At 55.6% G+C, this 21,695-nt stretch carries 17 protein-coding genes; 5 read left to right on the forward strand and 12 right to left on the reverse strand.

Features of this window, described 5'->3' with window-relative positions; all coding sequences use genetic code 11:
- Positions 1–39: 39 nt before the first annotated feature.
- The 5 genes from W822_RS44765 to W822_RS44785 form a co-directional block, all read right to left on the reverse strand.
- The gene (locus tag W822_RS44765; protein WP_024007355.1) at positions 40–1,452 is read right to left on the reverse strand and encodes a tryptophan--tRNA ligase; all 1,413 of its coding nucleotides are present in this window, start codon (positions 1,450–1,452) and stop codon (positions 40–42) included.
- 23 nt (positions 1,453–1,475) lie between these two features.
- Positions 1,476–2,567 carry a cell division protein ZapE gene (gene zapE / locus W822_RS44770; RefSeq protein WP_024007356.1) on the reverse strand — a complete coding sequence of 364 codons (1,092 nt, stop codon included), beginning with the start codon at positions 2,565–2,567 and terminating at the stop codon, positions 1,476–1,478.
- Positions 2,568–2,768: 201 nt separating this feature from the next.
- A complete protein-coding gene (gene lpdA, locus W822_RS44775; protein ID WP_024007357.1) occupies positions 2,769–4,199 on the reverse strand; it encodes a dihydrolipoyl dehydrogenase in 1,431 nt (476 codons plus the stop codon).
- Between the two features lie 92 nt (positions 4,200–4,291).
- The gene (odhB, locus tag W822_RS44780) at positions 4,292–5,539 is read right to left on the reverse strand and encodes a 2-oxoglutarate dehydrogenase complex dihydrolipoyllysine-residue succinyltransferase (protein ID WP_024007358.1); all 1,248 of its coding nucleotides are present in this window, start codon (positions 5,537–5,539) and stop codon (positions 4,292–4,294) included.
- 34 nt (positions 5,540–5,573) lie between these two features.
- Positions 5,574–8,450 (reverse strand): 2-oxoglutarate dehydrogenase E1 component, encoded by a 2,877-nt coding sequence (locus W822_RS44785; RefSeq protein WP_024007359.1) that lies wholly within the window; start codon positions 8,448–8,450, stop codon positions 5,574–5,576.
- A gap of 591 nt (positions 8,451–9,041) precedes the next feature.
- On the opposite strand from W822_RS44785, the gene W822_RS44790 reads away from it, so the two are divergent.
- Positions 9,042–11,321 (forward strand): NADP-dependent malic enzyme, encoded by a 2,280-nt coding sequence (locus W822_RS44790; protein ID WP_024007361.1) that lies wholly within the window; start codon positions 9,042–9,044, stop codon positions 11,319–11,321.
- Positions 11,318–11,716: a DoxX family protein gene (locus W822_RS44795; protein WP_024007362.1), complete on the forward strand. Its 399-nt coding sequence runs from the start codon at positions 11,318–11,320 to the stop codon at positions 11,714–11,716. The genes W822_RS44790 and W822_RS44795 overlap by 4 nt, the downstream gene beginning before the upstream one ends.
- 117 nt (positions 11,717–11,833) lie before the next feature.
- Here the strand turns inward: W822_RS44795 and W822_RS44800 are convergent, their stop codons facing one another.
- The 7 genes from W822_RS44800 to W822_RS44830 all read right to left on the reverse strand — a co-directional run bounded on the left by W822_RS44800 (position 11,834) and on the right by W822_RS44830 (position 17,605).
- A complete protein-coding gene (locus W822_RS44800) occupies positions 11,834–13,147 on the reverse strand; it encodes a citrate synthase (protein WP_024007363.1) in 1,314 nt (437 codons plus the stop codon).
- A 39-nt stretch (positions 13,148–13,186) separates the two neighbouring features.
- Positions 13,187–13,447: an FAD assembly factor SdhE gene (locus W822_RS44805; protein ID WP_024007364.1), complete on the reverse strand. Its 261-nt coding sequence runs from the start codon at positions 13,445–13,447 to the stop codon at positions 13,187–13,189.
- Between the two features lie 6 nt (positions 13,448–13,453).
- A complete protein-coding gene (locus W822_RS44810) occupies positions 13,454–14,170 on the reverse strand; it encodes a succinate dehydrogenase iron-sulfur subunit (protein ID WP_024007365.1) in 717 nt (238 codons plus the stop codon).
- 10 nt (positions 14,171–14,180) lie between these two features.
- On the reverse strand, positions 14,181–15,959 hold the full coding sequence (gene sdhA, locus W822_RS44815) for a succinate dehydrogenase flavoprotein subunit (RefSeq protein ID WP_024007366.1): 1,779 nt from the start codon (positions 15,957–15,959) through the stop codon (positions 14,181–14,183).
- Positions 15,960–15,962: 3 nt separating this feature from the next.
- The gene (gene sdhD, locus W822_RS44820; RefSeq protein WP_031243780.1) at positions 15,963–16,340 is read right to left on the reverse strand and encodes a succinate dehydrogenase, hydrophobic membrane anchor protein; all 378 of its coding nucleotides are present in this window, start codon (positions 16,338–16,340) and stop codon (positions 15,963–15,965) included.
- On the reverse strand, positions 16,340–16,753 hold the full coding sequence (gene sdhC / locus W822_RS44825; RefSeq protein ID WP_024007368.1) for a succinate dehydrogenase, cytochrome b556 subunit: 414 nt from the start codon (positions 16,751–16,753) through the stop codon (positions 16,340–16,342). Before sdhC ends, sdhD begins: the two co-directional genes overlap by 1 nt.
- Positions 16,754–16,849: 96 nt before the next feature.
- A complete protein-coding gene (locus W822_RS44830; RefSeq protein ID WP_024007369.1) occupies positions 16,850–17,605 on the reverse strand; it encodes a GntR family transcriptional regulator in 756 nt (251 codons plus the stop codon).
- A gap of 178 nt (positions 17,606–17,783) precedes the next feature.
- Here W822_RS44830 and W822_RS44835 point away from each other — a divergent pair, with 178 nt between their 5' ends.
- The 3 genes from W822_RS44835 (at position 17,784) to W822_RS44845 (ending at position 21,682) form a co-directional block, all read left to right on the forward strand.
- Positions 17,784–18,773: a malate dehydrogenase gene (locus tag W822_RS44835; RefSeq protein ID WP_024007370.1), complete on the forward strand. Its 990-nt coding sequence runs from the start codon at positions 17,784–17,786 to the stop codon at positions 18,771–18,773.
- A 192-nt stretch (positions 18,774–18,965) separates the two neighbouring features.
- Positions 18,966–20,192 (forward strand): bifunctional 2-methylcitrate synthase/citrate synthase, encoded by a 1,227-nt coding sequence (gene prpC / locus W822_RS44840; protein WP_024007371.1) that lies wholly within the window; start codon positions 18,966–18,968, stop codon positions 20,190–20,192.
- Positions 20,193–20,230: 38 nt separating this feature from the next.
- A complete protein-coding gene (locus W822_RS44845; RefSeq protein WP_024007372.1) occupies positions 20,231–21,682 on the forward strand; it encodes a bifunctional 2-methylcitrate dehydratase/aconitate hydratase in 1,452 nt (483 codons plus the stop codon).
- The last annotated feature ends 13 nt before the right edge of the window (positions 21,683–21,695 follow it).

Consider the following 21,695-nt stretch of genomic DNA (forward strand, 5'->3'; position numbering starts at 1 on the left):
TCTCCCCTGGTATTTCTGCCCCCAGGACAGTGTACCCGCTTATACCTGGGCTTCATCGGCCGGACGCATGGCGTCGACCGTCTGCAGCAAACGAACAATCAATGCCTCGCGCTCCATTTCCGATTGCATGGCGGGGCTCACGCCCAGCACGTCTTCGTCGAGCACAACACTGACGCTATAGTCCGGATTACGGCGAATCAGGGAACGGATGTCCAATGATTGCAACTGTGATGCGAACTGCCCTGCCCGTTTGGGGTCGTCATAGGCCCCTGAAAGCAGCAGGGTTTCGCCATCAGCATCAACCAGCCGATTACGGAAAGTCCCGGCCTCATCGCGGAAACTGACAAAGCGCGCCGCCTTGCCCGCTTTCTTTTTGACCGGCGCGGCACTTGCCACGCGCGCGCCGTTGCGCAACCCCACTGCTTCGCGGATCTGCTGCATAAAAGGCGTCGCCAGTTTGCGCGCCTTTGCCGCACCGGCCTGCAGTACGTCTTCGATCCGATCGGGATTGTCCATGAGCGAGACGTACTGTTCCCGCAGTGGCGCCAGAATACTTTCCAGATGGCTGGCCAATTTTTTCTTGGCGTCGCCCCAACCCATACCGTCGGCCAGTTCACCCCGGAACTCAGCCGCCTCTTGCGGACTGGCAAACGCCTTGTAAATCAGAAACAGATGCGACGCATCGGCGTCCTTGGCTTCGCCCGGCGCGCGCGAATCGGTCACAATGCGTGAAATCGCCTGCGGCAGCGCTTTGGCGCCGCCTTCAAACAAAGGAATCGTATTGTTATAACTCTTGGACATCTTGCGTCCATCCAGTCCGGGCAGCGTCGCCACTTCCTCGTCGATCTGCACATCGGGCAATACAAAATACTCGCGCCCGCCGCCATATTGGTGATTGAAGCGCTGCGCAATATCGCGCGCCATCTCCAGATGCTGGATCTGATCCCGGCCCACCGGCACCCGATTGGCATTGAACATCAGGATATCAGCCGCCATCAGGATGGGGTAGGAAAACAGCCCCATATTTATGCCATCATCGGGCTCCTCATTTTTGGCTACGTTCTGATCGACTGACGCCTTATAGGCATGAGCCCGGTTCATCAGCCCCTTGGGGGTCACACATGTCAGGATCCAGCTTAACTCCGGAATTTCCGGTACATCCGACTGGCGATAAAAAGTGACTTTTTCCGGATCCAGTCCGGCAGCCAGCCAGGTGGCGGCAATTTCCAGTCGTGAGCGCGCGACCCGCTGAGGATCATCACACTTGATCAGCGCATGGTAGTCGGCCAGGAAAAAGAACGCATCGACATCGGGTTCGCGGCTGGCCAGGATGGCCGGGCGGATGGCGCCCGCATAATTGCCCAAATGCGGTGTCCCGGACGTGGTGATTCCGGTCAATACACGTACATTCTGTTTGGCGCCCTTGGCCTGACGGGTTTGTTCAGCACTCATAATCTTTTCCAGCTTCAATTAATTTAAAGTTTCACCGACAACCGTCTCTCGGTTTCGAGATACTCTTTGGACTGCATTTCCGTAATACGCGAAACGGTCCGGTGAAATTCGTTGGCCAGCACGCCTTCGGTATACAGTTCTTCGGGCGGACATTCGGCCGACATGATCAGTTTGACATGGTGATCATACAGCACATCGATGAGCCAGGTAAAACGCCGGGCTTCGGAAGAGTGCCGGGGCATCATGCGCGGCACGCCCGACAAAATAATCGTTTGATAGCGGTTGGCCAGTTCCAGATAATCGTTCTGCGAACGCGGCCCGCCGCACAACTGGTCGAAACTGAACCAGACAACCGAGCCGGCCACGGCAACCGCCCTGATCACGCGGTTTTCAATATGCAGATTGGTGTCCTGCAAAGCCGTTTCCGCCAGCCGGTCAAATGCTTCGCGCAGTTGCGCATCCGTCTCTTCGTTCACCGGCGTCAGATACATGCGCACCTGCTCCAGGGTCCGATGGCGATAATCCACGCCTGTATCCACATTGAGTACATCCATGCGTTTTTCGATCAGCGCGATGGCAGGCAAAATACGATCCCGATGCAGTCCGTCAGGATAGAGCGTAGCGGGCTCATAATTGGACGTCATGACAAAGCTGGTACCGTTTTCAAACAGGTTGAGCAGCAGCTTGTAAAGAATCATGGCATCTGCAATATCCGACACGTGAAATTCATCAAAACAGATCAGCTTGTATTTCTCGCTGATCTGGCGTGCCACTTCATCCAGGGGATCGCTTTTGCCCCGCAGCTCCTGCAACTGATGATGTACGCTGCGCATGAATTCATGAAAGTGGATCCGTGTTTTGCGTTCGATGGCAACCGTCATATAAAAGGAGTCCATCAGAAAACTCTTGCCACGGCCGACGCCGCCCCACATATACACACCGCGCGGCGGCTCGGGTTTGCGGAAGAACCGTCGAAAAGGCCTGGCCAGCTCCTGCTGATAGGCGATCAGTTCGTCGGCAAATACCTGCAGACGCGCGATCGCCCGCTGCTGGGCTTGGTCAGCTTGGTAGCCGCGCTCGGCAAGCGTCTTTTCGTAGTATTGCAGTACGTTCATGGAGCAAATCGATTGGGATCAATAGAGGATAATAGCAGAGGCCGCAAGACGCCGCAGGCGCCAGTTGCGTTGTGGTCGATGCGCTGGTAAACAGGAAAAGCAGCAACAAGATCGGGGTGCCGATGGCACCCCGATCCGAATGGCAGACAACCGGCACCGACTCTTGCTGATGCCGTCACCACCGTCATTGACTGCGTCAAATCAGAAGTTAAGAGCGCGTTTGTCAACTGCCAAAGCGGCTTCTTTCAACGCTTCTGACAAGGTCGGATGCGCATGGCAAATACGGGCGATATCTTCGGAAGCCCCTTTGAATTCCATGATCGTGACCGCTTCGGCAATCAGCTCGGACGCCATGGGTCCGACAATATGCACACCCAGCACTTCGTCTGTTTTGGCATCAGCGATCACCTTGGCAAAACCGGTGGTGTCACCCAGTGCGCGCGCGCGGCCATTAGCCAGGAACGGGAAGCTGCCCGTGCGAATTTCACGTTTTTCGGCCTTGAGCTGCTGTTCTGTTTTACCGACCCAGGCAATTTCCGGAGAGGTATAGATGACCCATGGAATGGTATCGAAGTTGACATGACCGTGCTGGCCGGCAATGCGCTCGGCCACGGCAACGCCCTCTTCTTCTGCCTTGTGCGCCAGCATGGGGCCGCGCACCACGTCACCCACCGCCCAGACATTGGGCAGGTTGGTCTTGCATTCTTCGTCAACAGTGATAAAACCACGTTCGTCCAGTTTCAGGCCGACGTTGTCTGCGTTCAGATTGCCGGTAAAAGGAACACGACCAATGGAGACGATCAGCTTGTCTACGGCCAGCGACTGCTCGGCACCTTTGGCATCGGTATAGGCGATAGTCACGGTTTTTGCCGTTGCCTTGATATCACCGATTTTCACACCGGTTTCAATTTTCAGGCCCTGCTTGGCAAAGGCTTTCTGCGCTTCCTTGGCGACCTGTACATCGGCAGCGGCCAGGAAATCAGGCATGGCTTCCAGAATGGTCACTTCCGCACCCAGTCGACGCCATACGCTGCCCATTTCCAGACCGATCACGCCGGCGCCGATCACGCCCAGTTTCTTGGGCACGGCAGGAATGCGCAGCGCACCATCATTGGACAGCACCTGTTTTTCATCGAAAGGCAGATTCGGCAAGGCGCGTGCAACGGAACCGGTAGCCACGATCACGTGGGTCGCCGTCAGGCTGTCGTTTTTCTTGCCCGTAACACTGATTTTCCAGCTGCCGTCCTCGGCTTTGCCATCAAAGGCGCCAACACCGGCAAAGAATGTGACTTTGTTTTTCTTGAACAGGTACAGAATGCCGTCGTTGTTCTGTTTGACAACCGTATCCTTGCGACCGATCAGGGTATCGAGCTTGAGCTTGACACTGCCGACCTCAATGCCGTGTTCGGCGAAATGATGATTGGCCTGTTCAAAATGTTCGGAAGACTGCAACAGCGCTTTGGACGGAATGCAGCCGACATTGGTGCACGTGCCGCCTGGTTTCGGATTGCCGGCTTCATCGGCCCAGGCGTCGATACACGCCACTTTTTTACCCAGTTGCGCGGCGCGAATCGCAGCAATATAACCGCCGGGACCGGCACCAATTACGACAACGTCAAATTGTGAAGACATAATATTCTCTTGATTTCTGTAGAGCAGATGCGATCAGCGCATCTTGTGAAAAAACGCGCGCCCCGCGAAGGGGCGCATTCAGAGCGGGTAAGTTACAGTTCCAGCAGCAGGCGCTGTGGATCTTCCAGCGCTTCTTTCATGGCCACCAGACCCAGCACAGCTTCGCGACCGTCGATAATACGGTGGTCGTAGGACATGGCCAGGTAGTTCATTGGACGAATCACGATCTGGCCGTTTTCAACTACGGGACGGTCCTTGGTAGCGTGCACGCCCAGGATGGCGGACTGCGGCGGGTTGATAATCGGTGTAGACAGCATGGAGCCGAACGTGCCGCCGTTGGAAATGGAGAATGTACCGCCAGTCAGATCTTCCAGACTGATTTTGCCTTCGCGGGCTTTGGCGCCGTATTCGGCAATGGTTTTTTCGATTTGCGCGAAAGACAGCTGATCGGCATTGCGAACGATAGGCACCACCAGGCCACGTGGGCTGCTGACAGCGATACCGATATCAAAATAACCGTGATAAATAATGTCCTTGCCATCGACTGAGGCGTTGAGCAGCGGATATTTTTTCAGTGCTGCAACAGCCGCTTTTACAAAGAAAGACATGAAACCCAGTTTCACGCCATGTTCTTTTTCAAAGCGATCTTTGTAGGCAGCACGCAAATCCATCACGGCCTTCATATTGACTTCATTGAAGGTTGTCAGGATGGCGTTTTCCTGCTGAGACTGGATCAGGCGCTCGGCAATACGGGCGCGCAAGCGGGTCATCGGTACGCGCTGCTCGGCACGGCCGTCAAGCGAAACGGTATCGGCGGCAGCTGGTGCTGCCTTGGCGGGTGCAGCGGCGGGCTTGGCCGTTGCGGCAGCCGCGTCGGCTTTGGTGACACGACCATCACGGCCGGAGCCTTCGACGTCACCGGCAGCGATGCCTTTTTCTGACAGGATTTTGCTGGCGGCAGGTGAAGCGACGCCGGCACTGCCTTTGCTGCTTTCAGCAGCCTGTGCAGGCGCTGCTGGCGCCTGAGCAGGTGCCGCTTCGGCCTTGGCAGGCTCGGCAGCAGGTGCGGCACCTTCAGAAGCAGCCGCGCCAGCCTTGGCTTCGGTGTCAATTTTGGCCAGCAACTGGCCGGAAGTCACGGTGCTGCCGTCGCCCTGAGCGATTTCTGTCAGCACGCCGCTCGCAGGCGCCGGCACTTCCAGTACTACTTTGTCAGTTTCCACTTCGATCAGAGTCTCATCCTGCGTCACCGCCTCGCCTACTTTCTTTTTCCATTCAAGCAGGGAAGCCTCTGAGATTGATTCGGAGAGCTGGGGAACTACAACGTCGATAATAGCCATTTTCAATAATCCGTAAAATTGTAATTTAGACCGCTTACTTGGTCAGAATGAAACCTTTGAGTTTTGGCGCGAATGCCTGTTCCACCAATGCCTTCTGCTGCTCGATATGCTTGGCCATATAGCCAACCGCAGGAGAAGACGAAGCGGAACGTCCGGCGTAACCCAGGCGCTGTCCGGTAGACATGTCTTCATACAGGTGGTGCTGGATGTAGAACCATGGACCCTGGTTCTGCGGTTCGTCCTGAACCCAGACGACTTCCGTCGCGTTCGGGTACTTGGCCAGTTCCGTGGCAAATGATTTATGCGCAAACGGGTAAAGCTGTTCCACCCGCAGGATGGCAACATGACTGGCTTCACGTTCCCGGCGTGCATTCATCAGATCGTAGTAAACCTTGCCCGAGCACACCAGCACGCGCTTGACTTTCTTGCCGTCAAGATTACTGTCGATTTCACCCAGGATAGGACGGAACTCGCCGGCAGCCAGATCGCTCAGCGGCGAGGTGGCATCTTTGTTACGCAGCAGCGATTTGGGGGTGAAGATCACCAGCGGCTTGCGGAAAGGACGAATCATTTGACGACGCAGCAGATGGAAAATCTGTGCTGCATTGGTCGGCTGCACGCACTGCATGTTATGGTCGGCACACAGTTGCAGGAAACGCTCGATCCGGGCCGAAGAGTGCTCGGGACCCTGGCCTTCATAGCCGTGCGGCAGCATGAGTGTCAGACCGGACTGGCGGCCCCACTTGGCTTCACCGGAGCTGATGAACTGGTCGATTACGACCTGCGCACCATTGACGAAGTCGCCGAACTGCGCTTCCCAGATCACCAGAGTATTGGGCTCGGAGCAGGAATAGCCATATTCAAAGCCCAGCACCGCTTCTTCTGACAGCACCGAATCGATCACGGTGAACGGGGCCTGGGAATCAGAGACATTCTGCAGTGGAATATACGTACCGTCATTCCAGCGCTCGCGTTTCTGGTCATGCAATACTGCGTGGCGGTGCGTAAAGGTGCCGCGGCCTGAATCCTGGCCGGTAATACGGATCGTATAGCCTGAAGACACCAGCGTAGCAAACGCCAGGTGCTCGCCCATGCCCCAGTCCAGGTTCTGCTCGCCCATGGCCATTGCACGGCGGTCAGCCAGCAGTTTTTTCACCAGGTTATGCGGGGTAAAGCTCTCAGGCACGGTGGTGATACGTTCGCCGATACGTTTGAGTTCGGCCAGCGGCACGGCTGTATCGGCGCTGTCGGTCCACTTGGCGCCCAGAAACGGCGTCCAGTCGATCGAGTATTTGTTTTTGTAGTCGGTCAGTACGGGCTCAACGGTTTTCTGGCCGTCTTCCATCAGCCGACGGTAATTCTTGACGAATTCGTCGCCCTCGTCTTCAGCCAGCACGCCTTGTGCGGTCAGCTTGTCTGCATAAATCTTGCGTGTGCCAGGATGCGCACCGATGCGTTTGTACATCAGCGGCTGCGTCAGAGATGGCGTATCCTGTTCGTTATGACCCAGCTTGCGGTAGCAGATGATATCGACGACCACGTCGTGGTTGAATTCCATGCGGTAATCGAGCGCCAGGCGCGTGGCAAACACCACGGCTTCCGGGTCATCGGCATTGACGTGGATGACCGGGGCTTCGATCATTTTGACCACATCGGTACAATACAGCGTAGAGCGTGAGTCGCGCGGGTCAGACGTGGTAAAGCCGATCTGGTTATTAATCACAATATGCAGCGTGCCGCCGGTACCGTAACCGCGCGTCTGCGCCATATTCAGCGTTTCCATGACCACACCCTGACCGGCAAAGGCCGCATCACCGTGCACAAGCACAGGCAACACCTGCTGGCCCAGCGGATCGGCGCGACGTTCCTGACGGGCACGAACGCTGCCTTCCACAACCGGGTTCACAATTTCCAGATGTGAGGGGTTGAAGGCCAGGGACAGGTGAACCGGACCACCGCGAGTCGACAGGTCACTGGAAAAACCGTTGTGGTATTTCACATCACCATCGGTCAGGCCTTCGGCGTGCTTGCCTTCAAATTCGGCAAACAGATCGCCTGGCATTTTGCCCATGATGTTGACCAGCATATTCAGACGCCCGCGGTGAGCCATGCCCACGATGATTTCCTGAACGCCCAGGTCACCGGCGTGATTGACCACTTCGTCCATGGCGGCGATGAAACTTTCGCCACCCTCAAGCGAAAAGCGCTTTTGTCCGACATATTTGGTATGCAGGAAACGCTCCAGGCCTTCGGCTTCGGTCAACTGCTGCAGAATGCGTTTTTTGGTGTCTGCATCGAACGAGCCGTTGGCGTGCGTGGTTTCCAGACGTTCCTGAACCCAGCGTTTGGCCTTGGGGTCGGACATATGCATGAATTCGACGCCGACCGAACCGCAATAGGTGTCGCGCAGGGAATTGAGAATTTCACGCAGGGTCATGGTGCCCTCTTTCGTGAAATAAGTATTGGTGGCGGAATATACCTGATCCAGATCGGCTTCGGTCAGGCCGTAAAAGGCCGGATCAAGCTCGGGAATTTCAGGACGTTCCTGGCGTTTCAACGGATCAAGATCAGCCCACCGGACACCCAGGGTGCGATAGGCAGCGATTAATGACTGGACGTGAAGCTGTTTGCCTGCTACTTCCAGGGAAGGTGCAGGGCCACGGGCGGCCTGAACAAAGGCGTTGGCCTTGGCGCGCTGGGCAAAGGAGGTCACAACAGAATGATGGTTCTGGTCGCGGGTGCTTTCTGAACCGTCTGTGGCGGGGGTGTGTTGAAGCTGGTCGAAGTAGTTGCGCCAGTGATCGCTCACGGCAGCCGGATTGGCCAGGTACTCTTCGTACAGTTCTTCGACGTAGGGAGCATTACTCCCAAATAAATAAGAGGTAGATTTTTTTTCAGTTTCCGTTGTCATAAATCGCTTCACCGTTGCGGGTGTTTCACCCTTTGAGATGCAGGTATACCTTCCGGGTTACGGCTAGACCGAGTTGCGGATAGCGGGCAGAAGGCACAAAACTTAGCCTTGATAGCCAATACATGAAAGTATAACCATCGCCAGAGCTTAATCCAAGGAACTTTTCGGTTTATGCTGGAAATTACCGGTTTCAATTGATTGTGCTTGGTATATTTCGGAATTCCGTTGCTAACGACCCACGCCGGGGCCCGTCCGGGCACGCCGGGACTCACCTTCAGGACCCCCGCCGGCCCGTGAAGCCCGTGCCTGCCTGCGAGACCCTGAGCAGCCCGGGAACCGATATCAGTTTTGACAAAACGGTATCACCCGACTTTTTTGGGCAAAAAAGCGTCTTCATTTCACACTGCGCTTTTGGGGGGTTATCATGCCGACCTTGCCTGACGACTTTGCCCTTTCGGAAAATCCGAGGGGCCGTGCGCCGAAAACCGGCAACTTGCCTTCCCGGAACGATCATCGGCGTTATGATATCGAAATTGCGACAAAAACCGCCGCGCGCCATAACAATATTGTTGAATCTTAAGGACACCAACCATGAGCCACGACCGTAACAAACTTGCCCTGGATTACCATGCGTATCCAACTCCAGGCAAAATTTCCGTTACTCCGACCAAACCCCTGGCCAATCAGGACGACCTGTCTCTGGCCTATTCTCCAGGCGTGGCTGCTGCCTGCATGGCGATTTTTGCCGATGGCGATCTGGCCGCATCAAAATACACCTCGCGCTCCAACCTGGTGGGCGTGATTACCAACGGCACGGCCGTGCTGGGCCTTGGCAACATCGGCCCGCTCGCCTCCAAACCGGTCATGGAAGGCAAAGGCTGCCTGTTCAAAAAATTCGCCGGGGTGGATGTCTTTGATATTGAATTGGCAGAAAATGACCCTGACAAACTGGTGGACATTATCGCCGCGCTGGAGCCCACACTGGGCGGCGTCAATCTGGAAGACATCAAGGCACCCGAGTGCTTCTATATCGAGAAGAAACTGCGCGAACGCATGAAAATCCCGGTTTTCCATGATGACCAGCACGGCACCGCCATTATTTCCTCGGCCGCCATTCTCAATGGCCTGAAAATCGTCGGTAAAGAAATCGGTCAGATCAAGCTGGTCTGCTCGGGCGCGGGTGCTGCCGCCATCGCCTGCCTGGATCTGCTGGTGAACCTGGGCGTTGCGCGCCAGAATATCTTCGTGGTTGACTCGCGCGGGGTGATCTGGGAAGGTCGCGACGAAAACATGGAGCCCAACAAGGCCCGCTATGCGCAGAAAACCGAAGATCGCACATTGGCCGATGTGATGCGCAATGCCGATGTCTTCCTGGGCTGCTCAACCAAAGACGTTCTGAAAAAAGACATGGTCGCGACCATGGCCGCCTCGCCGCTGATTCTGGCACTGGCCAACCCCGACCCGGAAATTCTGCCGGAAGACGCCAAAGCCGTGCGCCCGGACTGCATTATCGCCACGGGACGTTCCGACTACCCGAACCAGGTCAATAACGTTCTCTGCTTCCCGTTTATCTTCCGCGGCGCACTGGACGTAGGCGCCACGCGCATTACCGAAGAAATGAAAATGGCCTGCGTCAAGGCTATCGCCGAACTGGCACAAGCCGAACAGAGCGACGAGGTCGCGCTGGCCTACGAAGGACAGGACCTGAATTTCGGACCGGAATACATTATTCCCAAACCGTTCGACCCCCGCCTGATCGTGCAAATTGCCCCGGCCATTGCTCAGGCCGCCATGGATTCCGGTGTTGCCACCCGTCCGATCGAAGACATGGACGCTTATCGTCAGCAACTGCTGAGCTTCGTTTACCGCTCCGGCCCCCTGATGCGCCCGCTCTACAAACAGGCGCGTACGACTCCGCCAAAACGCGTCGTCTATGCCGATGGTGAAGACGAGCGCGTACTGCGCGCTGCACAAACGGTAATCGACGAACAGCTGGCCTATCCGATTCTGATTGGTCGCCCGGCCGTGATCGAAATGCGCGTGAAAAAGCTGGGCCTGCGCCTGGCCGCCGGGACCAATATGGAGATCGTCAATCCGGAAGATGACGAACGCTTCAATGAAACGTGGACGGCTTACTACAAGCTCAAAGGCCGCGACGGCATCACACCGAATGTCGCCAAGGCAATGGTGCGCAAGCACAATACCCTGATCGGCGTGCTGCTGATTGACCGCGGCGATGCCGACGCCATGATCTGCGGCGTAGGCAGCCGCTTTGACAATCAGCTCAAATACGTGTCGGAAGTGATTGGCCTGAAAGAAGGCGTGACAACCTATGCGGCCATGAACGTGCTGATTCTGCCCGATCAGACCCTGTTCATTTGTGATACGCATGTGAACGAAGACCCGAGCGACGAACAGATTGCCGACATTACGATTCAGGCCGCCGACGAAATGATCCGCTTTGGCATTCAGCCCAAGATCGCCCTGCTGTCGCATTCCAATTTCGGCAGCCGTCCGTCTGACTCGTCGCGCAAAATGGCCTCTGCCCGGCGCCTGATTGCGCAGCGCCGCCCCGACCTGGAGGTCGATGGCGAGATGCACGCCGACGCGGCACTGTCAGAGCGCATCCGCCTGGACGCATACCCCGACTCGACACTGTCCGGCCGCGCCAATCTGCTGATCATGCCGAATCTGGATACCGGCAACATTACCTATAATATGTTGAAAATGACCGGCAGCCACGGTATCGCCATGGGACCGATTCTGCTTGGCGCGGCCAAGCCTGTCCATATCCTGACCACCAGCACAACCACGAGACGCATTGTCAATATGACGGCGCTGGCGGTTGTCGATACCATGGAGAACAAATAATGCGTTCCGACGATCTGTCAAAATTGGTTCTGCGCCTGACACTGGGCGTTCTTCTGCTCATGCATGGCATTTTCAAGGTACAGCACGGTATCGGAGGCATCAGCGGCATGGTGGCCTCATCCGGCCTGCCGGGGTTTCTGGCCTATGGCGTGTATATCGGTGAAGTGATTGCCCCGGTGCTGCTTATCGTCGGGTTGTATACCCGCGTAGCCGCTGTGCTGGTGATCATCAATATGCTGGTGGCGATTGCGCTTGCGCACAGCGGCCAGTTATTCATGCTCTCGGGCAACGGCGGCCTCAGGCTGGAAGCGCAATACTTTTTCCTCTTTACCGCGGTAGCTGTTTTTCTGGGTGGCGCGGGCCGCTTCAGCATGAACAGCCCTTACAACAACTAGGCGATCTGATGGCGCTGCCGCATGTCCAGGCAGCGTCGCCCTGATCGCCAGACACAAAAAAACCGCAGACTTTTCATGGTCTGCGGTTTTTTTATATCAGCAGGCAATGCCTGATAACTACTTGCGTGTCTCGATCTTACCAACTTCACGAGCTGCATAGCCGGTGTACAGCTGACGAGGACGACCGATTTTGTAATCCGGATCGGACAGCATTTCGTTCCATTGGGCAATCCAGCCGACTGTACGCGCCAGTGCGAAGATGGCGGTAAACAGAGACGTTGGAATACCGATAGCGCGCTGCACGATGCCTGAGTAGAAATCGACGTTCGGATACAGCTTGCGTTCGACAAAGTACGGATCTTCCAGCGCAATGCGTTCCACTTCCATGGCCAGCTTGAACAGAGGATCGTCTTGCAGGCCCAGGGACTCGAGCACTTCCTTGCAGGTTTCCTGCATCAGTTTGGCACGCGGGTCGTAGTTTTTGTAGACGCGATGGCCAAAACCCATCAGGCGAACGCCCGAGTTTTTGTCCTTCACTTTTTCCATGAACTCGCCGACTTTCTCGATGCCGCCGTTGGCCTGCAGATCTTCCAGCATCTTCAGGCACGCTTCGTTAGCGCCACCGTGAGCAGGGCCCCACAGGCATGCCACACCCGCTGCGATGGCCGCAAACGGATCTGTACCAGACGAGCCGCAAAGACGCACGGTCGACGTAGAGGCGTTCTGTTCGTGATCGGCATGCAAAATGAAAATGCGATCCAGTGCACGTTCGACCACGTCATTGACTTTGTATTCCTCGCAAGGCGTTGCAAACATCATGCGCAGGAAGTTGCCTGTATAGGACAGGTCATTCTGCGGGTAGATGAACGGCTGACCCAGTGAGTACTTGTATGCCATGGCCACGAGCGTCGGCATCTTGGCGATCAGGCGAATAGCTGAAATGTGACGGTGCTCGGGATTGGTAATATCGGTAGAGTCGTGATAGAACGCAGACAATGCGCCGACCAGACCAGTCAACACAGCCATCGGGTGCGCATCACGGCGAAAACCGCGCAAGAAGAAATGCAACTGCTCGTTGACCATTGTGTGGTGCGTTACTGTCTGGTCAAACTCTTCTTTCTGCGCTGAATTGGGCAACTCGCCGTTCAGGATCAGGTAGCAGATATCCAGGAAACTGCAATTGACTGCCAGTTGCTCTATAGGATATCCACGGTACAGCAATTCACCTTTTTCACCATCAATATAGGTAATCGCAGATTCACACGCCGCAGTAGACATGAAGCCGGGATCGTAGGTAAACATATCGGTCTGGCTGTACAACTTGCGGATGTCGATCACATCCGGTCCTACCGTACCCTTATAGATAGGCAGCTCAATCTTCGTAGAGTCATCTGAAAAGCTCAGAATCGCTTTCTTGTCAGAGAGGTTCATTTAACATCCTTAAGAAAAAACCAGACACCGGTCTGCCTGCTATCCCTGTCGCATCAAGTCGATAAGGCGTTTTATATTAGGCGTATCATAGATACCTTCCGGATTGGCGCGATCAAGAAGGATATCAAGCAGACTGTTGTCATCAAGTTCAAAAAGCTGGGTGAGCGACGAGACATCCTCGTCGGTCAACTCCTGTTCATAACGATCCAGAAATTTCGTAATAATCAGATCGTTTTCGAGCAGTCCCCGGCGGGCACGCCAGCGAAGCCGCGCCCGTTCCAGTTCGGTTAGTGTGGCCATCAGTGATCAGACCGCACGACGTACCATCAGTTCCTTGATTTTGCCAATTGCCTTGGTCGGGTTCAGCCCTTTGGGGCAAACATCGGCGCAATTCATAATGGTATGGCAACGGAACAGACGGTAAGGATCATTCAGATTGTCAAGACGCGCATTTGTTGCTTCGTCACGACTGTCTGCGATAAACCGGTACGCCTGCAACAGGCCTGCCGGTCCGACAAATTTATCGGGATTCCACCAGAAAGAAGGACAGGAAGTCGAGCAGCACGCACACAGAATACACTCATACAGACCATCGAGCTCTTCGCGGGCTTCGGGAGACTGCAAGCGCTCTTTTTCAGGCGGCGGCGTATCGTTGACCAGATAGGGGCGCACTGAGTGGTACTGATTGAAAAAGTGCGTCATATCGACGATCAGGTCGCGAATGACCGGCAGGCCAGGCAGCGGACGCAGGACAATCGGTTCTTTCAGGTCGTTCAGATTGGTCGTGCATGCCAGGCCGTTCTTGCCATTGATATTCATGGCATCGGAACCGCACACGCCTTCGCGGCAGGAACGGCGGATGGCAAAACTGTCATCAACGTCGTTCTTGATGCGGATAATGGCATCGAGCAGCATCTTGTCGGTGGGTTGCAGCTCCACTTCCAGTTTCTGCATGTAAGGGCGCTCGTCCTTGTCAGGATCATAGCGGTAAATCTCGAATTTCATGATACGTTTTGTACTCATAATACCCTGCTTAGAATGTACGAGCTTTTGGAGGGAACGACTCTACGGTCAGCGGCTTCATGTGCACTGGCTTGTATTCCAGGCGCCCATCGGCAGAGTGCCACAAGGTGTGCTTGAGCCAGTTCACATCATCACGCTCAGGGTGATCGTTCAGCGCATGCGCGCCACGGCTTTCGGTACGGTTGGCCGCCGACTTGATGGTCGCCCGGGCCACTTCGGTGATGTTGGACAGCTCCAGGGCCTCGACGCGCGCGGTGTTGAATACCTTCGATTTGTCATCAAACTTGACATGCTTGGCCTGTTCGGCAAGCTCATCAATCTGGCTCACGCCTTCGTTCAGCAGTTCAAGCGTACGGAACACGCCGCAATGGCGCTGCATGGACATGCGGATGCTGTTGGCCACGTCCTGAACCTTCTCGCCAGACTGGCGGGACTCGAGTTCATTGACCCGTGACAGCGAAAAATCGAGCGATTCTTTGGGCAGATCCTGATGAGCCAGCTGGCGTTCCAGATGCGACTCCACAATCCGGTTGCCTGCCGCGCGACCAAACACCACCAGGTCCAGTAGCGAGTTCGTGCCCAGGCGGTTGGCGCCGTGAACCGATACCGCAGCACATTCACCAATAGCATACAGACCGTTGACGATTTTCTCTTCGCCGTTTTCCCAGGTAACCACTTCACCATGATAGTTTGCGGGAATACCGCCCATCTGATAGTGAATGGTCGGTACAACGGGAATGGGCTCCTTGATGGGATCCACGTTGCCGAACTTGATGGCGATTTCACGAATGGAAGGCAAACGCTTGTTGATGACGTCTGCGCCCAGGTGATCCAGCTTGAGCACCACGTAGCTGCCGTCGGGACCACAACCCCGCCCTTCCTTGATTTCCTGGTCCATGGAACGCGATACGAAATCGCGTGGGGCCAGGTCTTTCAGGGTCGGCGCGTAACGTTCCATGAAACGCTCACCATCTTTGTTCAGCAGAATACCACCCTCGCCGCGCACGCCCTCGGTAATGAGCACGCCCGCGCCGGCCACGCCGGTGGGGTGAAATTGCCAGAATTCCATGTCTTGCAGGCAGATACCGGCGCGAGCCGCCATGCCCAGGCCGTCACCGGTATTGATGAAGGCATTGGTGGAGGCCTGCCAGATACGGCCGGCACCGCCTGTAGCCAGTACGACTGCCTTGGCTTCCAGGATATAGATCTCGCCGGTTTCCATTTCAAGGGCAGTGACACCAACGACGTCGCCCTGATCGTTGCGCAGCAGGTCCAGCGCCATCCATTCCACGAAGAACTGGGTTCGCGCGGCAACGTTGCGCTGATACAGAGTATGCAATAAGGCGTGACCGGTACGGTCGGCTGCGGCACAGGCGCGCTGTACGGGCTTTTCGCCGAAGTTTGCAGTGTGCCCGCCGAAAGGACGCTGATAAATGGTGCCGTTGGCGTTACGGTCAAACGGCATGCCGAAGTGTTCGAGTTCGTAAACGGCATTGGGTGCCTGACGGCACATGAATTCGATGGCGTCCTGGTCGCCCAGCCAGTCGGATCCCTTGACGGTATCGTACATGTGCCAGTACCAGTTATCTTCACTCATATTACCCAGTGAAGCACCGATACCGCCCTGCGCGGCAACCGTGTGGGAACGGGTTGGAAAAACCTTGGAAAGGACGGCGACGGATAAACCGGCCTGAGCCAATTGAAGGGAGCAGCGCATACCGGACCCGCCGGCACCCACGACCACTACATCAAACTGGCGGCGCGGTAATGATGAATTGATAGCAACCACGGCTTATAGACTCCAGACAATTTTAGCGAAATACAGGACGGCGGCGATCAGCCACAGGATAGTGAGTACCTGCAACGTCAGTCGGACACCTACGGGTTTGACGTAATCCATCCAGATATCGCGCACGCCGATCCACGCGTGCCAGGCAAGCGAGAAAAACGCCAGCGTTGCGGCAATCTGCCCGACGGGCAGGCCCCAACAGGAGAACGTAAAGAAACCCTTCCAGGATTCGTAATTAATGGGGGTGAACAGCGCAGCAATCAGAAAAACAATTGAATACACAGCCAGGATAACGGCTGTAATGCGCTGCACGATGAAATCCTTGATGCCGTAACCAGCACCCACGACCAGGCGTTTTGTGCCTACCAGTTCCTTGGACATTATATTGCTCCAAACATTTTAACGGCGAACACAAGCGTAAGCGCCAGACTCACACCCAATACCACAGCCGCGCTTTTTTGCGCGCTGACCTTGTCGATACCGATATGCAGGTCGAGAACCAGATAGCGGATACCGGCGCACAGATGGTGCATAAAGCCCCACAGCAATACCAGCAGAATCAGTTTCAAGATAAAGCCACCCGCCCCGCTGCCCAATGATGCAAAGCTTTCCGGCGAGGCCACGCTGGCGGCGAAAAGCGGGATCAGGATAATGGGAAGACTGAGAAAAAGCAGAGCGCCACTGATTCGATGCAAAATAGACACTTTGCCGGCAGCCGGCAGGTGGTATTTTGTAATCTGGGCAACATCGATATTCCGATATTGCGGGCGCGGTTTTGACGGGGTGTCTGACATAACGGCCTCTAGGAAACAAATTACAACAAAAATAAAAAATAAACCCGCGGAAAAACGCGAAAAACCGCCTGCCGGCCCTCGCGTTCCCTGATCGAATTAGTTTAAACCATTTCGATAATGATAATGTTCTGTCACATATAAACCGCGCCGAATCTCCATGGGACGATCCCCGTAGGTATACGAAACGCGGTTCACCTGAAGCAGTGGCATTCCCTGCGCGATTTTGAGCAGATCAGCAGTATCCGCATCACAGGCGACGGCCTTGATCTTTTCATCGGCACGAACCATATTGACGCCGAATTCAGTTTCAAAAAAGCCATAGAGCGGGCCGTTCATGGCCTGAAGCATTTCAATATTCAGGCCCTTGAACGCATCTCCGGGAAGCCAGATTTCGTCCAGTACCGTCGGGACGGTGCCGAAAGACATGATACGCCGGATATAAATCACCGAATCGCTGCCACGCAACATAAGAACCCGCGCCACATCGGGCGTAGCTCGTTGCCGACTGCACTGCAGATAGACACTTTGGGCGCGGGCCGCACTTTCTTCGCTGTCCGATTTTAACCGCAAAAACCTGTAACGAACCTGAGCCTCATGATGCGTAGCAACAAATGTTCCTTTGCCCTGGCGGCGGATCAGCATATTGTCGGCGGCAAGTTCATCGATCGCCTTGCGCACCGTGCCCTGGCTGACCTGAAAACGTGCCGCCAGATCCAGTTCGCTGGGAATGCTCTCACCGGGCTTCCATTCGCCTTCATGCAAGCTGCGCACGAGCAAATCCTTGATCTGCTTGTACAAGGGACTGAAAGCCGCCGCTGGCGATTTCAACGAAGAAGTGGGAGTATCGGACATGTTCGGAGAACAAAATAAAACCTGCTTATTATCTCATATTGCCAGCAGCATTGTCTATTCTTATATAAGATATAAGTTATAAGACAATTTGACGATCTATCAGATTTCTACTAAGCTTTAGCGTTAAAATTATCGCATTCGCTTCCCGTTTTTTTCTTCTTTTCTATTGGAGATCCCTATGTCCAAACCCGCCGTACGTGTCGCCGTTACGGGCGCCGCCGGTCAGATCGGCTACGCCCTGCTTTTCCGCATTGCATCAGGCGAAATGCTTGGCAAAGACCAGCCGGTCATTTTGCAGTTGCTGGAAATTCCAGATGAAAAAGCTCAAAAAGCCCTCAAAGGCGTCATTATGGAACTGGACGATTGCGCTTTCCCGCTGCTGCAGGAAATTACCGCACACAGTGACCCCAAGACCGCTTTCAAAGATGCAGACATCGCCCTGCTGGTTGGCGCCCGCCCACGCGGCCCCGGTATGGAACGCAAGGATCTGCTCAAAGTCAATGCACAGATTTTCACAGCCCAGGGCAAAGCGCTCAACGAAGTGGCCAGCCGCGATGTAAAAGTATTGGTCGTGGGCAACCCTGCCAATACCAACGCCTACATTGCCATGAAGTCCGCACCGGATCTGCCTGCGAAAAACTTCACCGCCATGTTGCGCCTGGATCATAACCGTGCGCTCACTCAATTGGCGCAAAAATCCGGCAAGGCTGTCAAGGATATTGAAAAACTGGTGGTCTGGGGCAATCACTCTCCCACCATGTATCCGGACATCCGTTTCGCAACCGTCGGTGGCCAAGGACTGGAAAAACTCATCAACGATGATGCATGGAACAAAGACACATTCATTCCGACCGTAGGCAAACGCGGCGCAGCCATTATTGAAGCGCGCGGCCTGTCTTCTGCCGCCTCTGCCGCCAACGCCGCAATCGACCACATCCGCGACTGGGTTCTGGGCAGCAATGGCAAGTGGGTTACCATGGGTGTACCGTCCGATGGTTCTTACGGCATCCCCGAAGGTATCATCTACGGCGTCCCCGTTATCACAGAAAACGGTGAGTACACACTCGTCAAGGATCTGGAAATCAACGACTTTTCCCGCGAGCGCATGGACTTCACCCTGAAGGAACTGCTCGAAGAGCGCGACGGCGTTGCCGATCTGCTCAGCTGATCCCCGCTTCAATTAAATAGCCACGTCACCGTGGCTATTTTTTTGTGACCCGGCGCCCGACAGCCTGCACCTTTGCTCACAAAAAAACGGCAGCAGGTATTCGGCGTCATCGGCTCAGGTATGGTACTGTATCCGTTGTCTGCGCCTGTTCGCCAGTAACGGCCATGTTTCCCAATCGCCAGGAGATAAATCATGTCTACAAAAGCAAGCAAAACCAGCAAGACCGGCAAAAGCGCCGCCACCCCAACCCAAAGCGCAGCATCGGCCCCGGCCGAGAACCCTGCCGGCTTCAAGCCGAAGAAATCTGTTGCCCTGTCCGGCGTGGTTGCCGGCAACACGGCCATCTGCACAGTTGGACGCAGCGGCAATGACCTGAATTACCGTGGCTATGACATTCTTGATCTGGCCGACTCCAGCGAATTCGAAGAAATCGCGCACCTGCTCATTCACGGCAAACTGCCTACCCGGGCCGAACTGAATGCGTACAAGCAAAAGCTCAAACGCTATCGCGGCCTGCCTGCCAATCTGCAGACTGTGCTGGAATCGCTGCCCGCCCACAGCCATCCGATGGACGTCATGCGTACAGCCGTCTCGGTACTGGGCTGCACGCTGCCGGAAAAGGATGATCACAATATCGCCGACGCCCGGGATATTGCCGACCGCCTCATGGCCAGCCTGGGTTCCGCACTGCTGTACTGGTATCACTTCAGCCATAACGGCCGCATTATTGATGTGCAGACCGACGATGACAGCATCGGCGGCCACTTCCTGCATCTGCTGCACGGCGAAGCGCCGTCAAAAGAATGGGTTCGCGCAATGCACACCTCGCTTATCCTGTATGCAGAACATGAATTCAATGCCTCTACCTTTACCGGTCGCGTGGTGGCCGGCACGGGTTCCGATATGTTTTCCGCCATCACTGGCGCTATCGGTGCACTGCGCGGCCCCAAACATGGCGGCGCCAACGAGGTCGCCTTTGAAGTGCAGAAGCGCTATGACACGCCCGATGAAGCCGAAGCAGACATCCGCAAGCGCGTGGAAAACAAGGAAGTCATTATCGGCTTCGGTCATCCGGTCTACACCATTTCCGACCCGCGCAACGTGGTGATCAAGCGCGTAGCCAAGACACTGTCTCAGGAAGCCGGCACCACCAAGATGTTCGATATTGCAGAACGCCTGGAAACTGTGATGATGGACATCAAGAAGATGTTCCCGAATCTGGACTGGTTCTCGGCCGTGTCCTATCACATGATGGGCGTGCCCACGTCCATGTTTACACCCCTGTTTGTGATCGCACGCACCGCCGGCTGGTCTGCGCACATTATTGAACAGCGCATCGACAACAAGATCATCCGTCCCACTGCAAACTACACTGGTCCAGATGATCAAAAATTCGTGCCGCTGTCGAAAAGGAAGTAATCACAATCGTCCTTTCCACTTTGTTTTGCAGGTGAATCATGTCCAGCCCTGTTTCAAATATCCGTCCCGATCCAGACCAGGTGTTGGTCGATATTGTCGACTACGTTCTGGACTATGAAATCAACAGCGATATTGCATTTGAGACGGCACGCAACTGCCTGATCGATACCCTGGGCTGCGGCCTGGAAGCGCTTGAATATCCGGCCTGCCGCAAGCTGCTTGGCCCTATCGTGCCCGGCACGGTCGTGCCCAACGGCGCCAGGGTGCCGGGCACGCAATTTCAGCTGGATCCGGTGCAGGCCGCATTCAATATCGGCGCCATGATTCGCTGGCTGGATTTCAATGACACCTGGCTTGCCGCGGAATGGGGACATCCATCGGACAATCTGGGCGGCATTCTGGCCACAGCAGACTGGCTGTCACGTAACGCCGTGGCGGCCGGCAAGGCACCCCTGACCATGCGCGATGTGCTCACCGGCATGATCAAGGCGCACGAAATCCAGGGCTGCATTGCCCTGGAGAATTCCTTCAACAAAGTGGGGCTCGATCATGTCGTGCTGGTCAAGGTCGCCTCTACGGCCGTCGTGGCGCACATGCTGGGACTGACCCGAGAGGAAATTATCAACGCGGTTTCGCTGGCCTGGGTTGACGGACAAAGTCTTCGCACCTACCGTCATGCGCCCAACGCCGGCAGCCGCAAGTCGTGGGCGGCAGGCGACGCCACCAGCCGCGCCGTGCGCCTCGCGCTCATCGCCAAAACAGGTGAAATGGGCTACCCTTCCGTACTGACGGCCAAAACCTGGGGTTTTTATGATGTCCTGTTCAAGGGGCAGCCCTTCACGTTCCAGCGCCCTTACGGCAGCTATGTGATGGAAAACGTGCTGTTCAAGATTTCCTTCCCGGCCGAATTTCATGCACAAACCGCAGTCGAATGCGCCATGCAGATCCACGATCAATTGCAGGCGGCGGGCAAAACGGCAGACGATATCCGGACAATCACGATTCGCACGCACGAAGCCTGCATCCGGATCATTGATAAAAAGGGACCGCTTAATAACCCGGCTGACCGCGACCATTGCATCCAGTACATGGTTGCCGTCCCGATCCTGTTCGGACGCCTGACTGCCGGCGACTACGAAGACGGCATCGCCGCTGACCCGCGCATCGACCAGCTGCGCAACAAAATTGAATGCGTCGAAGATCCCGCGTTCACCGCAGACTATCACGATCCCGATAAACGCTCCATCGCCAATGCACTGACTGTTCAGTTCAATGATGGCAGCAGCCTGGATGAAGTGGTGTGCGAATATCCCATCGGCCACAAGCGTCGCCGCAAGGAAGGTATTCCACTGCTGGAAGCCAAATTTCGCACGAACCTGGCGCGCGTGTTCCCCGGCAAACAGCAGGAATACATCATCGCCGCCTCGCTGGATCAGCAAACGCTGGAGGCCATACCGGTGCATGAATATGTCGATCTGTATGTGATCTGACTCGCCCGGCGTT

Origin of the sequence: Advenella kashmirensis W13003 (assembly GCF_000506985.1) — a bacterium.
Lineage (GTDB): Bacteria > Pseudomonadota > Gammaproteobacteria > Burkholderiales > Burkholderiaceae_B > Advenella > Advenella kashmirensis_A.

Excerpts from the sequence above, each read along its gene's own strand:
- prpC (WP_024007371.1), top strand. The coding sequence starts at position 18,966 with ATGTCTACAAAAGCAAGCAAAACCAGCAAGACCGGCAAAAGCGCCGCC.
- W822_RS44830 (WP_024007369.1), bottom strand. The coding sequence starts at position 17,605 with ATGTCCGATACTCCCACTTCTTCGTTGAAATCGCCAGCGGCGGCTTTC.
- W822_RS44765 (WP_024007355.1), bottom strand. The coding sequence starts at position 1,452 with ATGAGTGCTGAACAAACCCGTCAGGCCAAGGGCGCCAAACAGAATGTA.
- zapE (WP_024007356.1), bottom strand. The coding sequence starts at position 2,567 with ATGAACGTACTGCAATACTACGAAAAGACGCTTGCCGAGCGCGGCTAC.
- lpdA (WP_024007357.1), bottom strand. The coding sequence starts at position 4,199 with ATGTCTTCACAATTTGACGTTGTCGTAATTGGTGCCGGTCCCGGCGGT.
- W822_RS44845 (WP_024007372.1), top strand. The coding sequence starts at position 20,231 with ATGTCCAGCCCTGTTTCAAATATCCGTCCCGATCCAGACCAGGTGTTG.
- sdhC (WP_024007368.1), bottom strand. The coding sequence starts at position 16,753 with ATGTCAGACACCCCGTCAAAACCGCGCCCGCAATATCGGAATATCGAT.
- W822_RS44785 (WP_024007359.1), bottom strand. The coding sequence starts at position 8,450 with ATGACAACGGAAACTGAAAAAAAATCTACCTCTTATTTATTTGGGAGT.
- W822_RS44800 (WP_024007363.1), bottom strand. The coding sequence starts at position 13,147 with ATGAACCTCTCTGACAAGAAAGCGATTCTGAGCTTTTCAGATGACTCT.
- sdhD (WP_031243780.1), bottom strand. The coding sequence starts at position 16,340 with ATGTCCAAGGAACTGGTAGGCACAAAACGCCTGGTCGTGGGTGCTGGT.
- W822_RS44810 (WP_024007365.1), bottom strand. The coding sequence starts at position 14,170 with ATGAGTACAAAACGTATCATGAAATTCGAGATTTACCGCTATGATCCT.
- W822_RS44835 (WP_024007370.1), top strand. The coding sequence starts at position 17,784 with ATGTCCAAACCCGCCGTACGTGTCGCCGTTACGGGCGCCGCCGGTCAG.
- W822_RS44805 (WP_024007364.1), bottom strand. The coding sequence starts at position 13,447 with ATGGCCACACTAACCGAACTGGAACGGGCGCGGCTTCGCTGGCGTGCC.
- W822_RS44790 (WP_024007361.1), top strand. The coding sequence starts at position 9,042 with ATGAGCCACGACCGTAACAAACTTGCCCTGGATTACCATGCGTATCCA.
- odhB (WP_024007358.1), bottom strand. The coding sequence starts at position 5,539 with ATGGCTATTATCGACGTTGTAGTTCCCCAGCTCTCCGAATCAATCTCA.